This window comes from Chryseobacterium sp. MEBOG07, assembly GCF_021869745.1.
Taxonomy (GTDB): Bacteria; Bacteroidota; Bacteroidia; order Flavobacteriales; family Weeksellaceae; genus Chryseobacterium; species Chryseobacterium viscerum.
In genome coordinates this window covers 5,006,605-5,028,678 of record NZ_CP084579.1, presented here as the reverse complement: position 1 = coordinate 5,028,678, position 22,074 = coordinate 5,006,605, and the positions used below count along the sequence as shown (strand labels likewise).

Annotated in this window: 11 protein-coding genes and 1 riboswitch; of the genes, 5 read left to right on the top strand and 6 right to left on the bottom strand. The window is 36.3% G+C overall.

Annotated features, from left to right (window positions below):
• Positions 1–84 precede the first annotated feature (84 nt).
• The gene (gene pckA / locus LF886_RS23205) at positions 85–1,701 is read left to right on the top strand and encodes a phosphoenolpyruvate carboxykinase (ATP) (RefSeq protein WP_124532305.1); all 1,617 of its coding nucleotides are present in this window, start codon (positions 85–87) and stop codon (positions 1,699–1,701) included.
• Positions 1,702–1,751: 50 nt separating this feature from the next.
• Here pckA and LF886_RS23200 read toward each other — a convergent pair whose 3' ends face one another.
• Both LF886_RS23200 and LF886_RS23195 read right to left on the bottom strand, forming a co-directional pair.
• Positions 1,752–2,189 (bottom strand): hypothetical protein, encoded by a 438-nt coding sequence (locus tag LF886_RS23200; protein ID WP_236851986.1) that lies wholly within the window; start codon positions 2,187–2,189, stop codon positions 1,752–1,754.
• Positions 2,190–2,261: 72 nt separating this feature from the next.
• Positions 2,262–2,669, bottom strand: coding sequence for a type II 3-dehydroquinate dehydratase (locus LF886_RS23195; protein WP_109737779.1), 408 nt, complete (start codon positions 2,667–2,669; stop codon positions 2,262–2,264).
• Positions 2,670–2,912: 243 nt separating this feature from the next.
• Positions 2,913–3,012, top strand: a riboswitch (SAM riboswitch).
• A gap of 115 nt (positions 3,013–3,127) precedes the next feature.
• Between LF886_RS23195 and LF886_RS23190 the strand changes: the two genes are divergently transcribed.
• Both LF886_RS23190 and LF886_RS23185 read left to right on the top strand, forming a co-directional pair.
• On the top strand, positions 3,128–6,028 hold the full coding sequence (locus tag LF886_RS23190) for a SusC/RagA family TonB-linked outer membrane protein (protein WP_236851985.1): 2,901 nt from the start codon (positions 3,128–3,130) through the stop codon (positions 6,026–6,028).
• 18 nt (positions 6,029–6,046) lie between these two features.
• Positions 6,047–7,540: a RagB/SusD family nutrient uptake outer membrane protein gene (locus LF886_RS23185; protein WP_236851984.1), complete on the top strand. Its 1,494-nt coding sequence runs from the start codon at positions 6,047–6,049 to the stop codon at positions 7,538–7,540.
• Positions 7,541–7,688: 148 nt separating this feature from the next.
• Here the strand turns inward: LF886_RS23185 and LF886_RS23180 are convergent, their stop codons facing one another.
• From LF886_RS23180 to LF886_RS23165, 4 genes are all read right to left on the bottom strand, one after another.
• On the bottom strand, positions 7,689–8,255 hold the full coding sequence (locus tag LF886_RS23180; protein ID WP_236851983.1) for a hypothetical protein: 567 nt from the start codon (positions 8,253–8,255) through the stop codon (positions 7,689–7,691).
• A 472-nt stretch (positions 8,256–8,727) separates the two neighbouring features.
• Positions 8,728–15,309 carry an RHS repeat-associated core domain-containing protein gene (locus tag LF886_RS23175; protein ID WP_236851982.1) on the bottom strand — a complete coding sequence of 2,194 codons (6,582 nt, stop codon included), beginning with the start codon at positions 15,307–15,309 and terminating at the stop codon, positions 8,728–8,730.
• Between the two features lie 5 nt (positions 15,310–15,314).
• Complete coding sequence (locus tag LF886_RS23170; protein WP_236851981.1) at positions 15,315–15,779, bottom strand: hypothetical protein; 465 nt, start codon at positions 15,777–15,779, stop codon at positions 15,315–15,317.
• A 6-nt stretch (positions 15,780–15,785) separates the two neighbouring features.
• Positions 15,786–16,856, bottom strand: a complete 1,071-nt coding sequence (locus tag LF886_RS23165; RefSeq protein WP_236851980.1) for a hypothetical protein — start codon at positions 16,854–16,856, stop codon at positions 15,786–15,788.
• Between the two features lie 362 nt (positions 16,857–17,218).
• Here LF886_RS23165 and LF886_RS23160 point away from each other — a divergent pair, with 362 nt between their 5' ends.
• Both LF886_RS23160 and LF886_RS23155 read left to right on the top strand, forming a co-directional pair.
• Positions 17,219–17,542, top strand: coding sequence for a DUF6660 family protein (locus LF886_RS23160; protein ID WP_236851979.1), 324 nt, complete (start codon positions 17,219–17,221; stop codon positions 17,540–17,542).
• A gap of 147 nt (positions 17,543–17,689) precedes the next feature.
• Positions 17,690–22,051, top strand: coding sequence for a CusA/CzcA family heavy metal efflux RND transporter (locus tag LF886_RS23155; RefSeq protein ID WP_236851978.1), 4,362 nt, complete (start codon positions 17,690–17,692; stop codon positions 22,049–22,051).
• The last annotated feature ends 23 nt before the right edge of the window (positions 22,052–22,074 follow it).

Sequence of the window (22,074 nt, the reverse complement as noted above, 5' to 3'; positions counted from 1 at the left end):
ATATCAGTATATTTAAACCACTTTTAACAAATAATTAATATTATTTTTGTTGCAGTCAATAAAGAAATAGAAAATATAAGTAAAATGAAAAACACTAAAATCATCCAGGATTTAGAGAAATTAGGGATTAAAGGAAACTATGAGGTAGTGTATAACCCTTCTTATGAAGAATTATATCAGGCTGAAGTTTCTCCTGAAAATCAAGGATTTGAGGAGGCTGAGCTTACGGAGTCGGGCGCAGTATCAGTAAAAACAGGAATTTTCACAGGTCGTTCACCTAAAGACAGATATATTGTTCAGGATGATGTTACAAGAGATACAATTTTCTGGGATGGTAAAGTAAATTTACCTACAACAGCGGAAATTTTCGGTTCTTGTAAGGAACTAGTGATGAACCAGCTTTCTGAAGCTAAGAAGATTTATGTAGTAGATGCTTTTTGTGGTACAAATGCAGATACAAGACTTAAAGTAAGATTTATCGTTGAAGTAGCATGGCAGGCACATTTCGTGACAAACATGTTTATTCGTCCTTCTCATTATGAGCTTGAAAACTTCGGTGAGCCGGATTTCACAGTAATCAACGGATCTAAAACAACAAACCCTAACTGGGAAGCTCAGGGATTAAACTCCGAGAACTTCATTATGTTCAACCTTACTGAAAAATTGCAAATCATCGGAGGTACTTGGTACGGAGGTGAAATGAAGAAAGGGATGTTCGCAATGATGAACTATTATCTTCCATTAAAAGGTATGGCTTCCATGCACTGTTCTGCAAACGTAGGAGAAAAAGGTGATGTAGCTTTATTCTTTGGTCTTTCAGGAACAGGTAAAACAACTTTATCAGCAGATCCTAAGAGATACCTTATCGGTGACGATGAGCACGGTTGGGATAATAACGGAGTATTCAACTATGAAGGAGGATGCTACGCTAAAGTAATTGACTTATCAGAAGAAAAAGAACCAGATATTTTTAGAGCGATCAAGAGAGATGCACTTCTTGAAAACGTTGTTGTGAACAATGGAGTAGCAGATTATACAGACGGATCTATCACAGAAAATACAAGAGTTTCTTATCCTATCTATCATATTAACAAAATTGTATTGCCTTCTAAAGCAGGTCATGCTAAGAAGATTGTTTATCTTTCTGCAGATGCATTCGGGGTACTTCCTCCGGTTTCCATCTTGAATGAAGATCAGGCTCAATACCACTTCCTTTGCGGTTATACATCTAAATTAGCCGGAACTGAAAGAGGAATTACAGAACCTCAGCCATCTTTCTCACCTGCATTTGGAGAAGCTTTCCTTACATTACACCCAACAATGTACTCTAAAACATTGATCGGTAAAATGCAGGAGCACGGTGCTAAAGCATATTTGGTAAATACAGGTTGGAACGGTACTGGAAACAGAATTTCGTTGAAAGATACAAGAGCAATCATTGATGCGATCATTGACGGTTCTATCGATAATGCTCCTAAAACTCAGGTTCCGATCATGAACCTTGAGATTCCTACTGAATTGCCTAACGTTTCTACAGGAATTTTAGATCCTAGAGATACCTATGGAAATGTTTCAGAATGGGAAGAAAAAGCAAAAGATCTTGCTTCAAGATATATCAAAAACTTTGAGCAGTATTGTGATACTGAAGAAGGTAAGAAATTAATTGCTTCAGGACCTCAATTGCAGGAACAAACTATCTAATAGTTATATACAACATACAGAAAAGCCTCATCATTGATGAGGCTTTTTTATTAATATTTTTTACAACTTTCAATCAACTCATTGTGTTCATCAAGTTTTATGACTGTTGATTTGATTGATTCTTCAGTTAGATGTTTTATGATCATAAAATGTTTTGAAGAAAAATAAGACTCTTCGTCCAATATTTTATCTAAATACGTTGGAGTAGTGAAAGTCATCCAATATTTTGCTTTGTTGGAAAACATAATAGTTACTTCTATGGCATCAGATTCAATATTTTCTATTTTATCATCTATGTTAATAGAAATTATTTCTGGTTGATTGTTTAAACTAAAATAAAATTTCGAATACCATCTCAGTCTTCCTTCATCATTCTGAACCCTTACATTTTCAGTGTTTATTTCTTCGATACTATAAGATTTTCTTTTCGTTAATTGCCCGGAATATATCCCAATGTTTTTACAATAAATCTTATCCTTTATCTTCATAAATTATTCTCTTACTATCTATAATGATCTTTGAAAATCTGTGGAATCAGTTGGCAAAATAATTCCTGAAAATTAGTTCAAGCTTAATAAAGCCAATCTATATCCATCCATTCCGAAGCCAGATAAAACAGCATCCGTATTGGCAGCTGTCACAGATTTCTGTCTGAACTCTTCTCGTTTATAGATATTGCTGATGTGAACCTCTACTTTTGGCTTTCGGATATTTTTTAAACAATCCGCAATGGCATAGGAATAATGAGTAAAAGCTCCGGGATTAATAACTACCGCATCAAAATCATCTTCCTGAAGCCTGTTGATGAGCTCTCCTTCAATATTCGACTGGTAATATTTTAATTCATGAGACTGAAACTCGGATCTTAAAATTTCCAAATAGCTTTCCATAGAAACGCTTCCATAGATTTCCGGTTCTCTGGTACCTAAAAGGTTGAGATTAGGACCGTTTATAATCAAAACTTTCATCCTATAAAATTAAAAACTTTTTTCAATTAATGGTCAAAAATTTCATTAAAGCATACAATATGCTCAATTGAATTATTGATAATGATATTTATCATGTTTGTGAAAGTGATAACGGATGTAACTCCCTATTTTAATGACTTTTATTAAAATATTATGTTAATTTTCAAAAATTTATCATGAAAAAATATAAGTCTACTTGTTTTGTAGACTAAAACTTTATAGCTTTGCAGTCATATTTCGATCGGCTTATAAAGAAAGATGGAGGGAACTGACCCAGTGAAATCTTGACAACCTACCTCTAGAGGCAAGGTGTTACGTTCAGCCTTTAAAGGAAAAATAAGCATTTGGTTTGTCGTATTTATCGATGCCCTTTGCTGTCTTTTCTGCAAAGGGTAAGTTTTTAATATATGATAAACAAAATTGATTATGATTAGTAAATATTTATTTAATTCTAAAGCTTGGATACCTCCGGTTGCTGCATTTTTTCTGGGAATTACCAATGTAAATGCACAAAATTCCAAGCCGAAAAAGATAGCCTCCATGAAAAAGAAATTGATGAAGTAGTGGTGGTAGCCTATGGAAAGGCGAAAAGAAACAGCTATACAGGTTCAGTAGCAACCATTTCCGGCGATAAGATCAATAACAGACCTGTCACCAATATTACCAAAGCTTTGGAAGGGCAGGTTGCAGGGATTCAAACGACAAGTGCTTCAGGGCAGCCAGGTGCAGTTTCTACCATCCGAATCAGGGGAATTGGTTCCATAAGTGCTTCCAGTGATCCGTTATATGTAGTGGACGGGATTCCATTTGACGGAAACCTGAACTCTATCAGTCCAAGTGATATTGAATCTATAAGTGTTCTGAAAGATGCTACAGCAAGTGCATTGTATGGTTCAAGAGGGGCTAATGGGATTATCATTATTACTACAAAATCAGGTAAAAAAGGAGAGGCGAAAGTTAATTTTAATATCAGCCAGGGGTTCTCAGGAAGAGCGGTAAAAGATTACGAACAGGTTAATACAGATCAGTATTTTCAATTATATTGGGAAGCATTGAGAAACGGTTATCAATCTGGCAAAGTGTCTTCTCAACAGGCAGCCCAGATGGCGACAGACAATCTTGTTTCTACACTTGGGATCAACCCTTACGGAACAGGTTATTCAAAACCAGTAGGAACAGACGGGAAGCTATTGCCTGGTGCATCCCCTTTATGGAATGACGACTGGAGAGACATCTTACAGAGAGTGGCTTCAAGAAATCAGGTAGATCTGGATATCAGTGGAGGAAGTGAGAAAAGTAATTATTTCTTTTCCCTGGGCTATCTGGATGATAAAGGAATGGCTATTGAATCAGGATTTAAAAGATACAATACCCGATTAAAGATCAATTCTGAAGTGAAAAAATGGCTGAATGTTGGGGTGAACTTAAGCTATACAAACAGTGTACAGCAGGCACCTACTTCTTCAGATTCCAAAGCAAGCAATATCATCAATGCGGCAAGATTTATTCCTTCATTCTATCCTTATTATGAAAGAAATCCTGATGGATCATTTGTGCTGGATGCTGCCGGAGACAGAATTTATGATTTTGGGAAGTACAGACCTACGAATGCACTTCAGAACCAGAATGCTGCAGCAACGCTGCCACTGGATAAAAATGAAAATAAAGAAGATAACTTCTCAGGGAAAGGATTCATGGAATTTACCTTTTTACCGGAGTTGAAATTCAAGTCAAGTTTTTCTGTGGATTTAGTCAATTATTATGGACATTTTTATTCAAATCCATTGCTGGGACAAGGTGCTGAAATTGGAGGTTCGGTGACGAAAAGCAGTGCCAGAACGCTTTCTTATACAACCAGTAATATTCTTACCTATGATAAGAAATTTGGAAAGCACCATGTAAATGTTTTGGCAGGACACGAATTCTATAAATACGATTATCAGACGATTTCAGGAACGAGAAGCCAGTTCTCATTGCCTTACTATTATGAGCCGGATGCCGCTTCTTTATTAGGAAGTTTCAGTGGAAACAGTAATAAACTAAGCTTATTGAGTTTTCTTGGAAAAGTAGAGTACGATTATAATAATACTTATTTCCTATCAGCTTCAGGAAGAGCAGACAGTTCTTCAAGATTTGAGAAAGATAACAGATGGGGGAGATTCTGGTCAGTAGGAGGTTCATGGAAGATTTCAAATGAGGAATTTATTAAAAGCCTGAATGTCTTCAATCAGTTGACATTACGTGCCAGCTACGGAGGACAGGGGAATGATAAATTACTTCGACCAAACGGACAACCACTTTATTACGCTTATCAGGAGCTATACCGGTTTATCAGCCTTGGTGGAGAACCGGGAACAACACTGGAAAAAACGTCTACGAATAATGTGAAGTGGGAAACCAACCTTAACTTAAATGTAGGTTTGGAATTTGCGATTCTGAATAACAGAATTAAAGGGAATATCGAATATTTCAAAAGAAAAAGTCAGGATCTTCTCTTCAATATGCCGGTTGCACCATCATTGGGAATCAGTGATTATCCAGCCAATATTGGAACCATCCAGAATACAGGATTTGAATTTTCACTATTCACAACACCTATTAAAACTGATGATTTCCAATGGAATGTGGATGTTAATCTGAGTACTTTAAACAATAAAGTAACAAAGTTACCTGCGGGTTCTCTTGTTGTTGGAACAAAATTATTAACAGTAGGAGGTTCTGTGTATGATTTCTTTATTCCGGAATGGGTTGGAGTAGATCCAAGCAATGGAAAACCATTGTGGAAAACAGTTACTACAGATGCCAGCGGAAACTCAGTGGAAGGAACTACGTCAGAATATTCAAAAGCCACAAAATTGCTGCAAGGTTCTGCATTGCCTAAACTGACTGGAGGAATCAGCACGAGCATTAATTATAAGAATTTTGATTTTTCAGGATTGCTGACATTTAAAATCGGGGGAAAAATTTTGGATAACGATTATACTTCCATCATGCATAACGGAAGTGCCGGCGGACGTGCATGGAGTGCCGAAATGATGAACAGATGGACTCCGGAGAATCCTAATACAGATGTTCCCGGATTGAGTACGACAACGAATAACTGGACCTCTACATCTTCAAGATTCCTGTATTCCGGAACGTATGCAAGGCTTAAAAATGTGAGTCTAGGATATACACTTCCTGATGATTATTTTGAGAAGATAGGACTTAAAAAGTTCAGAATTTATATCCAAGCAGAAAACCTTCTGACCTTCTATAAACATAAAGGGATGGATCCTGAGCAGGCTTTGGACGGGACAACCTATTACAGATATCCTGCCATGAGAACGATCACTTTTGGTCTTCAGGCCACTCTTTAACCTTTTAAAATTGAAACAATGAAAAAATTAATATATCTCTCGTTTGCGCTTATCGGATTTTTCTCGCTCACAAGCTGTGAAAATGACTTGGATACTGCTCCAACTGATCAGGCTAGCAGTGTGGAAGTTTTCAAAACAGCAGAAAGTGCTGAAACTGTAGTGAACGGTACCTGGGCAAAATTTAATAATGATGGAACCACCTTTGCCAATATCGGCTACTCAACAGTTTTAAGAGCCAGTGATGCGATGGGAAGTGATGTAGCGGTATTGACCAATAAATATGGTTTTAGTTCTACTTATGCTTTCACAGAAATGGTGAACAGTACAGCAAGCCGCCCTTTGTTTATCTGGACAATGCTATATTCTACCATCAATAATATGAACAATGTTATTACAAGAATAGATGGGACTGAAGGCAGCCAGGAGAAAAAAAATCAGGTGAAAGGACAGGCAAAGACGTTACGTGCTTTCTGTTATCTGAACCTGGCGAGTTTTTACCAGTTCAGTTATCTTAAGGACAAAACAGCTTTAACGGCTCCTATTTATATTGAACCTTCCACAACAAGTACGGTAGGGAAGAAAAAAGCAAGCCTTGAAGAAATTTATACCTTGATAAAAAGTGATCTTACGGATGCTGATAACCTGTTGAAAAGTTATACAAGAAATAATAAGGATAAGATCAACCGTTCTGTAGTGAACGGGCTTTTAGCAAGAACTTATCTGAATACTGGTGAATGGAGTAAAGCATCAGCTTCTGCAAAAATTGCCAGAGAAGGTTTCTCTTTGATGGCGCCGGAAAAATATAAAGATGGTTTTAATGATATCAACAATGCAGAATGGATCTGGGGACATGGGCAGACTCAGGAACAATCTGATGCAAGTTATGCATTCCATTATCTGGATGTGTCTTCATCGGGAAGTTATTATTACAGCTTTATGGCAGACCCTTACTTTAAAGATCTTTTTGATGGCAATGACATCAGATCCCAGTTATTTTCATGGGATGGGCAGAAAGGAAGAGAAGGATTGCTGAGGTATGCTAAGTTTAAATTTAAACCAACCCTTATTGCAGATATCGTGTACATGAGAGCTGCAGAAATGTATCTGATCGAAGCTGAAGCCGAAGCCAGAAACGGAAATGTCTCTCAGGCAGTAGCCGTTCTGAATCAGTTGAAATCAGCAAGAAATGCCAATATTTATAATGGTTCATTAGCGCAAAATAATGTGATCGCTGCCGTTTTGATTGAAAGAAGAAAAGAATTATTTGGAGAAGGATTCTCCCTTTCAGATATTATCAGAACGCAGGGGACAGCGGTAAGAAAACCATTTGTAGATGCAGATGGTAAACCGATAAAAGTTCAGATAACGACACCGGATGGAACAGTGAAAACCGTAGATGGTAAAGGACATTCTGTTCTCGATTTCCCGGATAAATCAGCTTTTGTACCGAATAGTAACTATTATTTATTCAGTATCCCACAGAGAGAATCTGAAAACAACCCGAATTTATAAGATACAGTCCATAGTTTATAATTAGATTGATTTTTTGGCCACTGCTTTTGCGGTGGCTTTTTTGTGAAATAAAAATCCCCCAAATGCTTGGGGGATTAGTTTTACTCATTACAAGGTGTTTTATCAAGGTGTTTGAAACATAACAATTTCATTTTTTGTAAAATTCCCAATAAAAAGTTGTCTTATATATACTGGAAGATGTTATATATCCTTCAATTTTATTTTTTGTTTTATCAAAAATAGGATTAGCTTCACCTTTGCAATCCAAGGAACTAAATTTATCTTTAGATGAATTAAATGTTATTGTTGATTTATATACAATAACATTATTTTCAAAGTAACAATTACTCATTTCAGATTTTGAAGAGGTATGTAATTTATTGATATCTTCTAAATTTTTAGAATCAAACTTTAAAAAAATCTTAATGTTTTTAACAATTTTATTGTCAGATATCTTTCTATACTCATATATCCCCGTAAAGCTGTTGTATAAACGTTCTTCTTGAAGGGCTCCCAAATTATAATCTGCAGTATGATATATAAAGTTATTATTATTTGTGTTTTGGGATTTACATCCATAAAAAACAAAAAATACCCAAACGCCAATTTTATTAACATTCTGATACATTGATTCGTCAGGATCATATAATTTTCTATCAAATTTTACAGTGATATATATTATGACTAACCCTATAATTAAAGATATAAATCCCATGTAGTTTCCTGTTTTTGGGGGAGCTTACACTTCCATAAATAGCTCCGAATACAATAGTTCATACTACCTTTGTTCTCGATTAGCTAACATACTTTTTATAGATTACTAATAAAGCAATTAAGAGTATGAGACCCAGGAAAAAGTATAAAATATTTAATCGATATCTTTTTACCTCCTCTTTTGTATAAGATAAGCTTTCTATCTTTTTCCTTGGGAAAATTAACTTCAGAGGCTGCGCTAATAAAAAGAAAATTAATAAAGTAAATAATAAAAATATTATTATTCGCAATATCTCCATTTCTAAATAGGGGTTAATAAATACCTGAACAAAGGCTCCCGAAAAAAGCATTATAGGAATATTATAGGGGAGACTAAAAACTAATATAGTCCAATTATACTGTCCCTTTGTTAACCAAACTTTTTCATAATATTTTTTCAAGCTCCAAAATAAATAAGTAAGTGTTTTCATAGATTATGGTTTTGCCAGTTGTGTCTGGATATGGTTATAGGTATATTGAAAGTTGTTAAAGAATGCTTTTCCTACAGAATAGCCTACTTGATTATCAATTATATTACCCACATAGTTATAAACCTTGCCACTAACTCCTGTTGCATCTAAAAACCCTAAAGCTAAACTAGCCGCCGGTGAAAAGATAATTGAAGCTGTGCTTATTACAAAATTAAGAAGATTTGCCGTAGTAGGATTAATCGAATATTGATAAAGTGCTACTCCTGCACCTAACACAGCAATTCCTTGTCCAAACCTAGCCAACCCTTTCAAATAGCCTCCAAAAGCGGTAAGATCTCCTTTTACTAATTGCATGATCGCTAATTTGGTGTTGGTTGATATTCCTAAACCACCTAATGCCTTTCCTATTTTATCCATAACCCCGTCACCGTCTGAAGCGTTTACGTTTTTTCTTGGAATCTTATAATTTGCTTTCTTATTTTTTTCTGTATCGAACCGGTTATCTATTTTATGTTCCAAATGATTAAAAGCCATCACAAAAAATCCACTCATAGCACCCTCCCAGAAGTTTCCTCCTGCTAATACACTACCTACACCTCCAGAGGTCATACCTGTTAAAATTTTGCCCGTATCACTTGCGAAAAATCCGCCTTTAACACCGTTCAGCAAATCACCGCTTAAGCTTGCAAATGCTCCACTTGCAGCACCACTCCAAAAACTACCTCCTGTAACGGAAGAAAGTACACCCATGCTTACAGCATGTAATCCCGCTCTTGCAAGCGTAACGCCTGTTGTTCCTAAAGAATTGGCAATACTAGCGACCTGAAACAATGTTCCTATCCCAAAAGACAGTGCTCCGCTTACCATTCCGGTAATCGCTGCTGAAGAAATAGACCTAAAAAATCCGCTAACCGTCCAATTTCCTTTTATTAATGCTATGGTAGTATAGGTAGCAGCGGTTATTGCAATTGCAGCGAAGGCCGCTTTAGCCATCACCGCTATCAAGGCAACAATAGCAAATTCTCCACTCGGGTCATTATACATCAAAGGATTGTTCAGAACATAGCCATATTTATTATAATTCTGCGTATTTGTAGGATCTTGGATGTTCTCATCTGCATTTAAGAATCTCCTTAATAAAGGATCATACAATCTACCGTTCATGTGGATGATTCCTACTTCTGCAAAATGTTCGTGACTGGTATAACCTCTTTCCAATAATAATGAAGTATTATCAATTATATTTTTATCGGTGATAATCGCTCCGTTTCCTATTTGTAGATGGGTGAAATTACCCCATGCGTCAAAATGCCTTTGTTCCAGCTTATTTCCAGCTTCATCACTGATGGCTAAAATACTTCCGATATAATCTTTATGCAAAAATTTGTAAGAACCGCTGCTCTCCGTAAAGTTCTTTAAATATACAATATTAGATTCATACGGGGTTCCGCCAATATAAATGATATGTTTTTCTTTCCCTGTCGTATTATCTTTTACAACTTCATAGCTACCATCTTCACTGTAATATTTGGTGAACTTGCCTTCTCCATCTGTACTAAAATTGCCTCCATAGGTAACCCTTTGTCTCATACTTGTTAAGCCATACTGGAAGGCAATATCTCCTTTCATTCCATCGATAAAAACAGGGTCGTTGTTTTCATTATAGGCAATGCTTTGGATGAGATCATTGTTATAATTTTGTTCCCCTGCTGCATTTAGAGTCATTCCTGTTGGTTGGTAGATCTTTGTAGAATTTTCAAATTTGATGTTCCCTACCTGATCGTTCTGGGTGATTCTTCCTTTTACATCATAAACATTTCTATTGGTGGTTGGCTTAATTCCTGTAACAGGATTCGTCCAATTCACCAACCGATTGTTGTCGTCATAATCAAATGATTCTACTATATTAAAATCACCTCCAGTGGTTCTGCTTTTCAATTCATTTTTAATGGCATCGAATGAGTAAGAAAGCTGAAGGATACTTGGCTTAATAGCTGATGAATGATTAACATTCGTTAAAAAACCATTGGTATCATAGATATTGTTGATGTCTGCAGCACCCAATTTAGCTTTCAGTACCTGACCTTTGGCATTGGCTTGTTTCAGTTCCCACAGGATTTTACCAGAGTTTTTATCTTTTACCTGATACAGTTCACCGTTCCATGTGCTGTATACATTTTCAATCTGAACTTTAGTTAAACTACCGGAAGAATATAATTGTTTTTCATAAAAAATTACTCTTGCTTTATCGTCATACGTAATACCTTTCTGGATAAAGTATTTTCCGTTACTACTTTCTGAGGATGATAATACTCGTCCCTGTGGATCATAACTGATATTGGAACTGTATACTTTTCCTTTCGAAGTTCCAGATTTTGAAACAATTCTTCCTTTATTATCATAGGAGAAAGAAATCAACTTATTGGTTGCTTCCCCGCCATCAACGGTAGAAATTTCTTTTTGAGAAATTAATTGCCCTAAACTATTATAGATGTATTCTTTAGTTCCTTTCGGACTGATAATCTTTTTAGGCTGTCCAAATCCATCATATTCATATTTATAAATTCCATTGGAGGGATCATTGAACTCTAATTTTCTTCCCCAAGAATCATATTTAGTAGTTACAATATTTTCTGCATATTGAGCCTTGATCTGTTCTCCGGCCGCATCGTATGAGAATTGGATCGTTCCCCCTTTATCGGTGGTAGAGGCTACATTTCCTAAGGCATCAGTGGTTTTAGATGTGGTTCTGCCATAATCAACAAGATTTGTTTCTTTTGTGATTGTTGTAAAGCCTGACATCAAAGTTTCCATCTGTTTTCCAGTAAATGCAGTAGCGGTCACTTTGGCAGGGAATACAGAATCATCATAAGCGATGGTATTCCATTGGTTCGGAGTCTGTCCTTCAAAATAAGGCTCGGATTCTTTGATTTTCCTTCCTAAAATATCATACTGAATTTCTTTAGATATAGATTGTCCTTGTCCAAATGCTTTGGAGGAGGTTTTATAATTCTGTCCTAATTTATTGTCAAATTTCTTCGATACATCACCATCCGGGTTATTTTGAGTAATTGTTATATTGGAACTATCATCCCTGCTATATTGATAGGTGGTTGTTCCTCCCAGATTGGTTTTGGAAGTTAAAAGTTTCCCCCAACCATCATAAGTATTAACAAGTGTATTACCTAATGGATCAGTTTGCTTTTTGATCTGTCCCCAGTCATTGTATTCAATATTAGTTTCTAATCCTAAATTATCCGTCTTTTTTTCTACAAATCTTCCTTTCGAATCATAAATGCTTGCTATCGTTTGTGTTTGAGAATCTATACTATTACTTACTACTTTTTGAGTAATATTTCCAAATCCATCATAATTGTAAGTTTTCTGTAAATATCCAGTATTGTCTCTATTCCATGTTTTCAGATTTTTTAAGAGGTTGCTTTCATAGATATACTCTTCTTTGTCTGATTTCGTATCACCATACGCCTGTGATATATTGGTTTTGGATGTTGTGCGACCAATATAATAGTTAGAACCTGTTCCTGCCGGGTTGTGTATGTAATCAACTGTGGAAGTAGTTACTGCATACCCATTATTAACATTTGATACTGTTTGCACTGGAAGATAATAATTATCATAGGATACTGTGTTATTTGTTACTGTACCCGTTAAAAAATCTTTTATCTTGGTGCTTTTTGGAAAAATAGCGGTAATAACTTTCGGTCTGTCTGCTGTAAAGACAGAATAATAGTCTACGACCTGACCATTTAGTAGATAGTGATTTTGGTAAATGGTTGATTTTAAGCTTAATAATTCATTATTGTTTTCTGAGATATCTGCCGGGAAAACTTTCGATTCATCATTAGTTCTAATGCTCCATTCTTTTATTGGAACGCCTTCATTCTGAAGGTCTATTTCTGTTCCAGACCATATCTTTGTGTTCTCCAATCCATCAGCATACCATGAAGAATGGGCAGTTTGATAGTATCCTATCATTCCTTTTCCTTGCATATGCAAAGTCATGCCCCTGTATCGGAAATCCTGTTTTCTACCTTCTTGTTGAAGTTGTGATACAGCATACCCTCTGTCAATCCTGTTTAATGAAAAATATGGATATAATTCACTTTTTGGATTTTTATAGAAAGTAGGAGTTGTCGTATTATCAGGAACAATTTCCAAGTATTTAACAGAGGTGCTGATTCCTCCTTGGGTAATTGACTGTATTCTTTTGAATTCATCTACCCCTGTAGGTGCCTTAATTTTAAGAACATTATTTTTCCTGAATAAAAAAACGTTATAATAGTTATTATTCGATCTTATCACATTAGTTATCGGTTGATAGATGGAAAGATCATCATAAGGTTGAACTATGGTAAACTGAGGTGGGGTAGGAAAAGTATAAATATTCTGAGGTTCAAAATCTATGGCTCCGAATATAGGAGATCCTTTCGAAATCAGCCCATTTACAACAACCCCTATCGTTCTCGAATTTGAGTTTAATAAATTGGAATAGGAATGAACCTGCACAATATCTGACTTTCCATCAGCATTAAGATCGGAAATAGAATACATGGTTCTACTAAACTTTAACCAAGCCCCATTACTCTGTGTGTTTTCATTTTTATACATTAAGAAATCAGGTTTAAAAACTGTATTAAAGCTTTTTCCCGTTCCAATATAAAATTTCCAGTCATCTTTACCCACTTTACCTTCGGTAAGAGGAAGGGTAAAGTCAAGCTTTCCATCTCCATTGAAATCCCCAAATAATACAGGAAACTCATTCCCTTTGGTTTCTTCTAAATTTCCGGAAAACTTAATCTTCTTTAAGTACACATCGGGTTCTGTCTTTACAAATTCAAATACAGTGTATGTAGTGTTGGACACATTAATGATATCTACCTTTCCATCACTATCAATATCTATATATTTTTGATCTGTATATAAACTTTCATTAATCCCATTATCCAAAGTATAAGTAGCAACAGAATTCCTTTGGTTACTCAGATCTATGATGTAATTTTCTACAATCCCCGACCCTGATAAAGTAAGAAAAACATTGGATATTCCGTCACCATTGAGATCCCCTTCATTTAGTACAGCTGAACACGTTGTACATGGTGTTTGAGAAATCTGTTTTTCAAACACCTTGACAAAAGTATTATTTCTAAAAGTATATACAGAAATTTTACCGCCTTCATATTCTGCAACCCCATTACCATTAACCACTTTTTTTGTTTCATCTAGAAATGTGTTAACAACAACAGAACTGGAATTGAAGATTTTATTAGTCTGAATAACATTAAAATCATCATTAAAAGCCCCTAACTTGATAGTTCCATCGGTCATTACAAAATCAAGATAAGAATCTCCATTAAAGTCTCCGGTAAATTTAATTTTATCAAACAAAGCCTGACTGTCTATGTTCCAACCGCTTATAGAAGTTGAGTTTTGAGCAGGGTAGTTAAATACAATTGGATTTGCTGACTCGCCTGTCGAGTTAGATTCAGTAATCTTTTTAACGTACTGGTATCCTATAAAATCGGTTATGTATTCCGGAGTATATTTTTTGAATATCTGTCCATTTGTTTTTACGGTAATATCCTTTAAAATCTTGGTTTGGGTAAATAAAGTTCCAGGGCCGTTGATGTATGCTCCTTCAGAGATATTTCTATCGTTATAAGTGAAAATGATTTCATTAAAAGAAGGTGTTCCTAAATTCTCATTTCCACCCCAAGTGATAGATTTTATAATATTGACATTATTTTCCTGATCATAGCTATAATTGATAACATTCCCCTGAGCATCTTTCCATTTTACGATACTAAATCCTAAGCGATTGGTAGCATTGTTCCAGCCGGGAGCTGTTCCTCCATACCAGGCTTGGGAGCCGTCTTCGAAAGTCACTTCCCAATATTCGGGTTGTTTCCAGTTCGGGTTGTTTCCAAGGGATTTAATTTTAATGTTGGAATATTTCTCAGTAGTATATTCAGCACCATCTTTTCCATATTCTCCAGACTTAAGGATCAATCTTTGTCCATTGAAACTGTAATAATCAGAATAGTCAATTTGAATACTTTTTACCTCTCCATCTTTTCCTATGTTTTTTCCTGTTCTGGAAATAGAAGTTATACCAGATAAATTCCAACCATAACCGGCAATTCCATTTCCGGAATCACTCGAGTAAACAAGATTGATTTGAGGGGCAACACTTTTTATTCCTGGAGGAAGAGCGATTGGTAAAGTAAATTGCAACTGGCCTCCACCAGCAATTTCAATATTCCCTTTTGTATCATGGAAATACTGTCCCTGAGATGCAGTAGTTCCTGTTGGATTGGTCGCTCCTGCACCGGAATCCACAGGTCCTCCGCCAGGATTATCTGTTGCAGCCCCTATTTTAGCTATAAAAGGATTTGAAATATCTGCCTTCGCATGAAATCCTTGTGTCATGACCACTGTCTGCGGATCCTGAACAGTACGGGCACTAGTTTCTGCCTGATATAATATAGTCTGTGAAAAGCCTAATACCGAACATAAGGATAGTATAAATGATGAAAATAGTTGTATTTTCTTATCGTAAAGTTTCATGATTCTTATCGTTTGGTGATGTTTTTACTAAAAATTCTGCCATCTTTTAACGTAAATCGCACAACATATATACCCCAATCATAACCTGTCATATTGATTTTAATCTGACGGTTTAAGTCTGGGATATTTTGTTGTTGAAATTTCCAGTGAACTGTACTGTGCTGATACAATGAAACAGATTCTATGAGTCCATCTACTTCCTCAGTCCAGTCTATAGTAAGGTAATCATTAACAGGAACAGGATACAGACGTATTTGTTTCCAAAATGCTTTTTCATCAATAACAGGAGTCTGTTTGGTAATAGCTGCTACTTTTGAATCTTTCTTAATTTCTTCAGTCTTTTTACCAGCAGCATCGATTCCTCTGTATCTTTGATTTCCAGCTTCGTCGTATTTGAAATAAACTTCGGTTTGGGAGAAACCGAAGAAGCCTATCATCAGAGATGATAGCGATAATAATTTTTTTTTCATTTGTGGTTATTTTTTGGCTGATAATAATTGTTGAACCTGTTGCTCCAGCTTTTCAATTTTTGCAGACTGTGCTTTTAAAACTTCATTTTCATCTTGAAGTTGTTTTAGCTGGTCAGACTGTTGTTTTATTTGTTTATTCTGGTCAATTGAATACAGTGTAAGCTCTTCTATTTTTTGCAATAATTTAATCTGAAATTCACCCACATTTACCCCTTCTTTTTCCATGATTCTTGCAGAAGCAATTTCAGGAAGGTGTTTCTTTTCTCTGATGTGCTTTTCCACTTCTTCCAATTTTGGGAGATCATATTTTTCATCAAATACAAAATCAGCAGTAGGAGTTAGGGTTACTTTTAATTCTTTGGCTTCAAGTTTACCTTGTAACGAAGCATTTCCATTGGGCATAATGGCCATTTGTATTTTCTTGTTTGTGATAAAATTAATAGCTCCAAATTCTGGGGCTGAAATTTCATTTTCAATATTAAAGTCACCATAAGTTCCATATCTGAAGCCATTGCCTGAGTATGTAGAATTTACTTCCAGATTAGCAGTAGTACTATTATATGTTAAGCTTACTATGGCACTACCCCCGGTTGACCCAAAAGATGTAAACTTTCCTAAAACTAAATTTTGGTTATTGATATTATCCTGAGCTACATGCAATTTAGCGTCAGGGTTCGTTGTTCCTATTCCTGCTTTTCCATTCACGTACATCTGTCCATCATGTCTTAAAGAAAAAGTAACATCTTCTACACCTGTTCCAAAAATGATGTTTTTCATGAAATATCTGTCAGGATTTCTTAAATGATTGGTTCTTAATTCAAAATGGTTGGATCCCGCAGCCCCACCTTCGTAGATGGTCAATCTTGATTGTGGAGAATCGAAATTTATACCGATGTTTCCATTAGGTTTGATCCGAATACCCTCGGTATTATTGGCCTTGAAAACCAATGGCTGGTTATCTGTAGTTCCAATAAAGTTGGTTGAAGAATTTGTTCCTGTGTTACCGGTAATGTTCCAGCTTTGTGCAAACGTAAGTGTTGATACCAATAAAGTAAGTGGTAGTAATTTTGATTTCATATATTAATTAAAATTTATCTTTTGTAAAACTATAATCAGGAAGCGACAAATTGCGTCGTGTTTAATAATAGTTTTATTGTTTTCAAAAAGTTATTTTGTATTTGTAAATTTATAAAAAAATAGGCTTTATTTTGGTGATATTTTTCAATATTAATATTTTTAATAAAAAGTGTTTGGTTTTGTATTTTATTTAATGGGAATTTTGTTTTAATGATTTTTTGTTGTGATAATTACTTATATGATGAATATTTTTAGCTGAAATTCCTTATCGAAAATGAAATTAAAGCTAAAAATTATGCCTTTATGGACAAGTTATATGAAGACGGATATCAATTTTAGAAAAAATCTCTACCTTTGTAACAATGAATCTCTTAAGATGGATATTGGCAATTTACTTCATGGCGCTCTCATTGATGCCATGTGAAGACACGTCCCATCCGTTGAATTCAGGAGATAATAAGATATCGTTAACGATTCACGGAGTTCATTCTACAGAAAAAGGAGATATCTGTTCTCCGCTCTGTGCATGCAGCTGTTGCCAAATGACGGTTTCTGCGTTTAAAATGGATACTCTGTTGGAAATTCCAGAGCAGATACCTGCTTATTTTTCGAAGAAGATCTTATTCCACAAAAACGACTTTGCTTACCAGATTTACGATCCTATCTGGCAGCCTCCTAAAATTTAATTTTTATTGACTTTTAGAAAGTTAAACTTTCTAATGCTTAACTGTGCTTGAAACTTTGCAATACCATTGCAGAGGGTTTCAGGATATTTTTGCATCAGCATTGTAATGCTGTGTGCATTCATTTTCAATAAAAATTAAATATCAATTGTGTTAGATAAAATCATAAAATTCAGTATCAAAAATAAGGTGATCATTGGCTTGATGACTCTGGTACTGATCATCTGGGGAACGTGGAGTGCCTCCAGATTACCGATAGATGCTGTGCCAGATATCACCAACAACCAGGTACAGATCATTACCGTATGTCCTACTTTGGCGGGGCAGGAAGTGGAACAGCTGGTTACTTTTCCCATTGAGCAGAGTATTGCCAATGTTCCAGACATTCAGGAAACAAGAAGTATTTCAAGATTTGGTCTCTCTGTGATTACAGTCGTGTTCAAAGAAAATGTAGATGTCTACTTTGCGAGACAGCTCATTAATGAACAACTGAAAAATGCTGTGGAAGAAATTCCAAAAGGAGTAGGAACTCCGGAGCTGGCTCCTGTCAGTACAGGACTTGGAGAAGTGTATCAGTATATTCTTCACCCTAAAAAAGGAAGCGAAAAGAAATACGATGCTAAAGAACTGCGCACCATGCAGGACTGGATCGTTCGAAGACAGTTGAACGGAACTCCGGGAGTTGCGGAGATCAACAGTTTTGGAGGAGAATTAAAACAGTACGAAGTTGCCATCGATCCCAATCGGCTAAAAGCAATGGGAACGAGCATTACCGAAATATTTACAGCTCTTGAAAAAAACAATCAGAATACAGGTGGTGCCTATATCGATAAAAAGCCCAACGCTTATTTCATCAGAGGAATAGGACTGGTAATTTCTTTGGAAGACATTAAAAATATTGCTGTTAAAAATGAAACAGGCAGCGTTCCCATCTTTATAAAGGATGTTGCTAATGTTCGTCTGGGAAGTGCTGTTCGTTATGGAGCATTGACATATGATGGTAAAGTGGATGCCGTAGGTGGAGTAGTCATGATGTTAAAAGGAGCAAACAGTAATGAAGTTGTAAACAACATCAAGGAGAAAATTCCTACCATTCAGAAGTCTCTTCCCAATGATGTTATTATAGAACCATTTCTGGACAGAACAGACCTTGTAGACAGAGCCATCAATACTGTACAGAAAAACCTCATCGAAGGAGCATTGATCGTTATTTTCGTTCTTGTCGTTTTTCTGGGAAACCTGAGAGCCGGGCTTATTGTAGCTTCAGCTATTCCGCTTTCCTTACTGTTTGCTCTGGGAATGATGAATGTTTTTGGGGTGAGTGCGAACCTGATGAGCCTTGGAGCCATAGATTTTGGGTTAATTGTGGATGGTGCAGTGATCATTGTAGAAGCGACATTACATCATTTGGGAGTAAGAAAATCAATCCGGACATTAACACAGTCCGAAATGGATGAAGAAGTATTTCTTTCTGCATCAAAAATAAGAAGCAGCGCAGCCTTCGGAGAAATTATCATCCTTATCGTATACATTCCGATTCTTACACTGGCTGGTGTAGAAGGGAAAATGTTTACTCCAATGGCAAAAACAGTAGGGTTTGCTATTTTGGGAGCGTTGATCTTGTCTTTGACTTATATTCCAATGATGAGCGCCCTGTTTTTATCTAAGAAAATATCCCATAAAGAAACTTTCTCCGATAAAATGATGAACAGCCTGCAAAAGGTCTATCAGCCATTATTACATAAAGCCATTAAAATAAAATATATTATTGTTTCAGCTACTGCTGTGGTTTTTCTTATTTCTGCTTTCATTTTTAAAAATATGGGCGGTGAATTTATTCCGCAGCTACAGGAAGGAGATTATGCATTCCACTGTATTTTACCACAGGGAAGTTCGCTCAGCCAGAGTATAGAAACCTCCATGCAGGCATCAAGAATTATCAAACAATTTGATGAGGTGAAAATGGTGGTCGGCAAAACGGGTTCCGCTGAGGTTCCTACTGATCCGATGCCACCTGAAGCTACCGATATGATTGTGGTTTTAAAGCCGCAAAGTGAGTGGAAAACAAAAAAATCCTATGACGAACTTGCTGATGAGATCAGTGAAAAGCTGGAAACCATTCCGGGCGTATTCTTTGAGAAAAACCAGCCTATTCAGATGCGTTTCAATGAACTGATGACAGGGATCAGACAGGATGTTGCCGTAAAGATCTTTGGGGAAAATCTGGATTCTCTGGCGGTGTACGCAGATAAGGTTGGGAAAATCATTCAGACCGTTGACGGAGCTACTGCCCCTCAGATTGAAAGAGTGAGTGGTCTTCCGCAGATCAATGTACAATATGACAGAACAAGAATTGCCAATTATGGATTGAACATCGAAGACGTCAATAATGCGGTAAGTACTGCCTTTGCCGGAAAATCGGCAGGACAGGTTTTTGAAAATGAAAGACGTTTTGATCTCGTAGTCCGTCTGGACAGTCTTCATAGAACTGATATTTCAGATGTGAATAACCTCATGATCACTTCCAGTACGGGAGCACAGATTCCATTATCACAGGTGGCTAATATTAGTTACAAATTAGGACCTGCTCAGATCAGTCGTGAACAGGGTAAACGTAGAATTGTAATTGGATTCAACGTAAAAGATCGTGATGTGGAAAGCGTAGTGAAAGATATTCAGGCAAAACTGAATAAAGTGAAACTTCCTTCCGGATATTACTTTACCTATGGAGGACAGTTTGAAAACCTTCAAGAGGCTAGCAAACGTCTGATGATCGCTGTTCCGGTATCGCTGCTTCTTATTTTTATGCTGCTGTATTTTACTTTCCGCTCATTCAAACAGGCTGGATTAATTTTTACAGCAATTCCTATGAGTGCCATTGGTGGTGTATTCGCACTTATCGTAAGAGATATGCCTTTCAGTATCAGCGCCGGAATTGGGTTTATTGCACTCTTCGGAGTAGCAGTGCTTAACGGAATAGTCCTGATAGGAACATTCAACCAGCTGGAAAAAGAGGGTGAAACAGATATTCTGAAAAGAGTATTTGAAGGAACAAAAACCAGATTGAGACCGGTATTAATGACTGCTACTGTAGCCTCATTAGGATTTTTACCAATGGCGATTTCCACCGGTGCAGGAGCAGAAGTACAGAAACCTCTGGCAACGGTAGTAATTGGGGGGCTGGTGACGGCTACATTCCTTACCTTATTTGTTCTGCCGATGCTGTACATCATTTTTAACACAAAGATTTTGAAAAGAAAAAATAATAAGGCGGGAACATTTACTGCAGTTCTTGTTTTAGGATTTATGATGCTTGGACAGACTTTTAAAGCACAGTCCAGACCTATTTCTGTAGAACAGGCAGTAGAGCAGGCGGTGAATAATAATTTAACCCTGCAGTCAAAAGACTTAAGTATAAAATCTGCTGAAGCATTGAGACCAACAGCAAAAGAACTTCCTAAACTAGGCTTTGAAGCACAGCTTGGACAGTACAACAGCCCGAAGTTTGACCAGTCGTTTGCCATCTCACAGAGTATTCCGTTTCCAACCCTGTTTAAAGCTAGGAAAGACTTAATCAATGAGAATATTAAAAGCAAAAAGATTGATAAAGAAATTACGTCCAACGAACTGATAAAGCAAGTGCGTACTTATTATTATCAGATTGAATATCTCCAATATAATAAAGCTCAGCTGACAAGTCTGGATAAGTATTATGAGGAATTTATCAGAATTGCAAGCGTAAGATTCAAAGCGGGTGATATCAAAAAGATTGAAATCAGTACAGCGGAAACTCAGAAAGGAGAAATTGATCTGCTGCTCAGACAAAATGAAGTCTATCTGAATAATGCTTATAAAAACTTAAAGACCCTTATGAACACTTCAGAAGATTTTGAAGTTCCGTTCAATAAAGATTATATCCCTTTAAAGGCTGAAAATGTACTCGACGGTGCTGTGGTAGCCAACAACCCATCGGTAAGAGCCTTTTATCAGGAAATGGAAATTGCTGAAAAAAATAAAAAAGTAGAAAAATCCCTTGGATTGCCAGATTTCAGTTTAAAATATACCAATCAGTCCTTGATAGGTCTTCATACCATCAACGGTCAGGAGAATTTTTATGATTCAGGGAAACGTTTTCAGTCAGCAACCGTAGGAGTGTCTATTCCTTTGACATTTGGGGCTACAAAAGCAAGAATCCAGGCATTGGAATATGACAAACAGGTAGCAGAAACCAATGCAAAAATGCAACAAAAACAGCTTTCAGCACAGCTGGAAAATGTTTTCAGCCAATATCAGCAGGATATCCAGCAGTACGAATATTACACAAGCCAGGCATTGCCGAACGCCGAGAAAATTGTTAAAGCAGCTCAATTAGGATATAAAACAGGAGAGATCTCGTATGTAGAATATCTTTTTGCACTGCAGACGGCAACCAATATTCAACTAAAATACCTGGAATCAATCCAGCAGGTGAACCAATCTGTCGTTACCATTAATTCAATCATTAATAAATAATATGAAATCGCTATTAATACAAT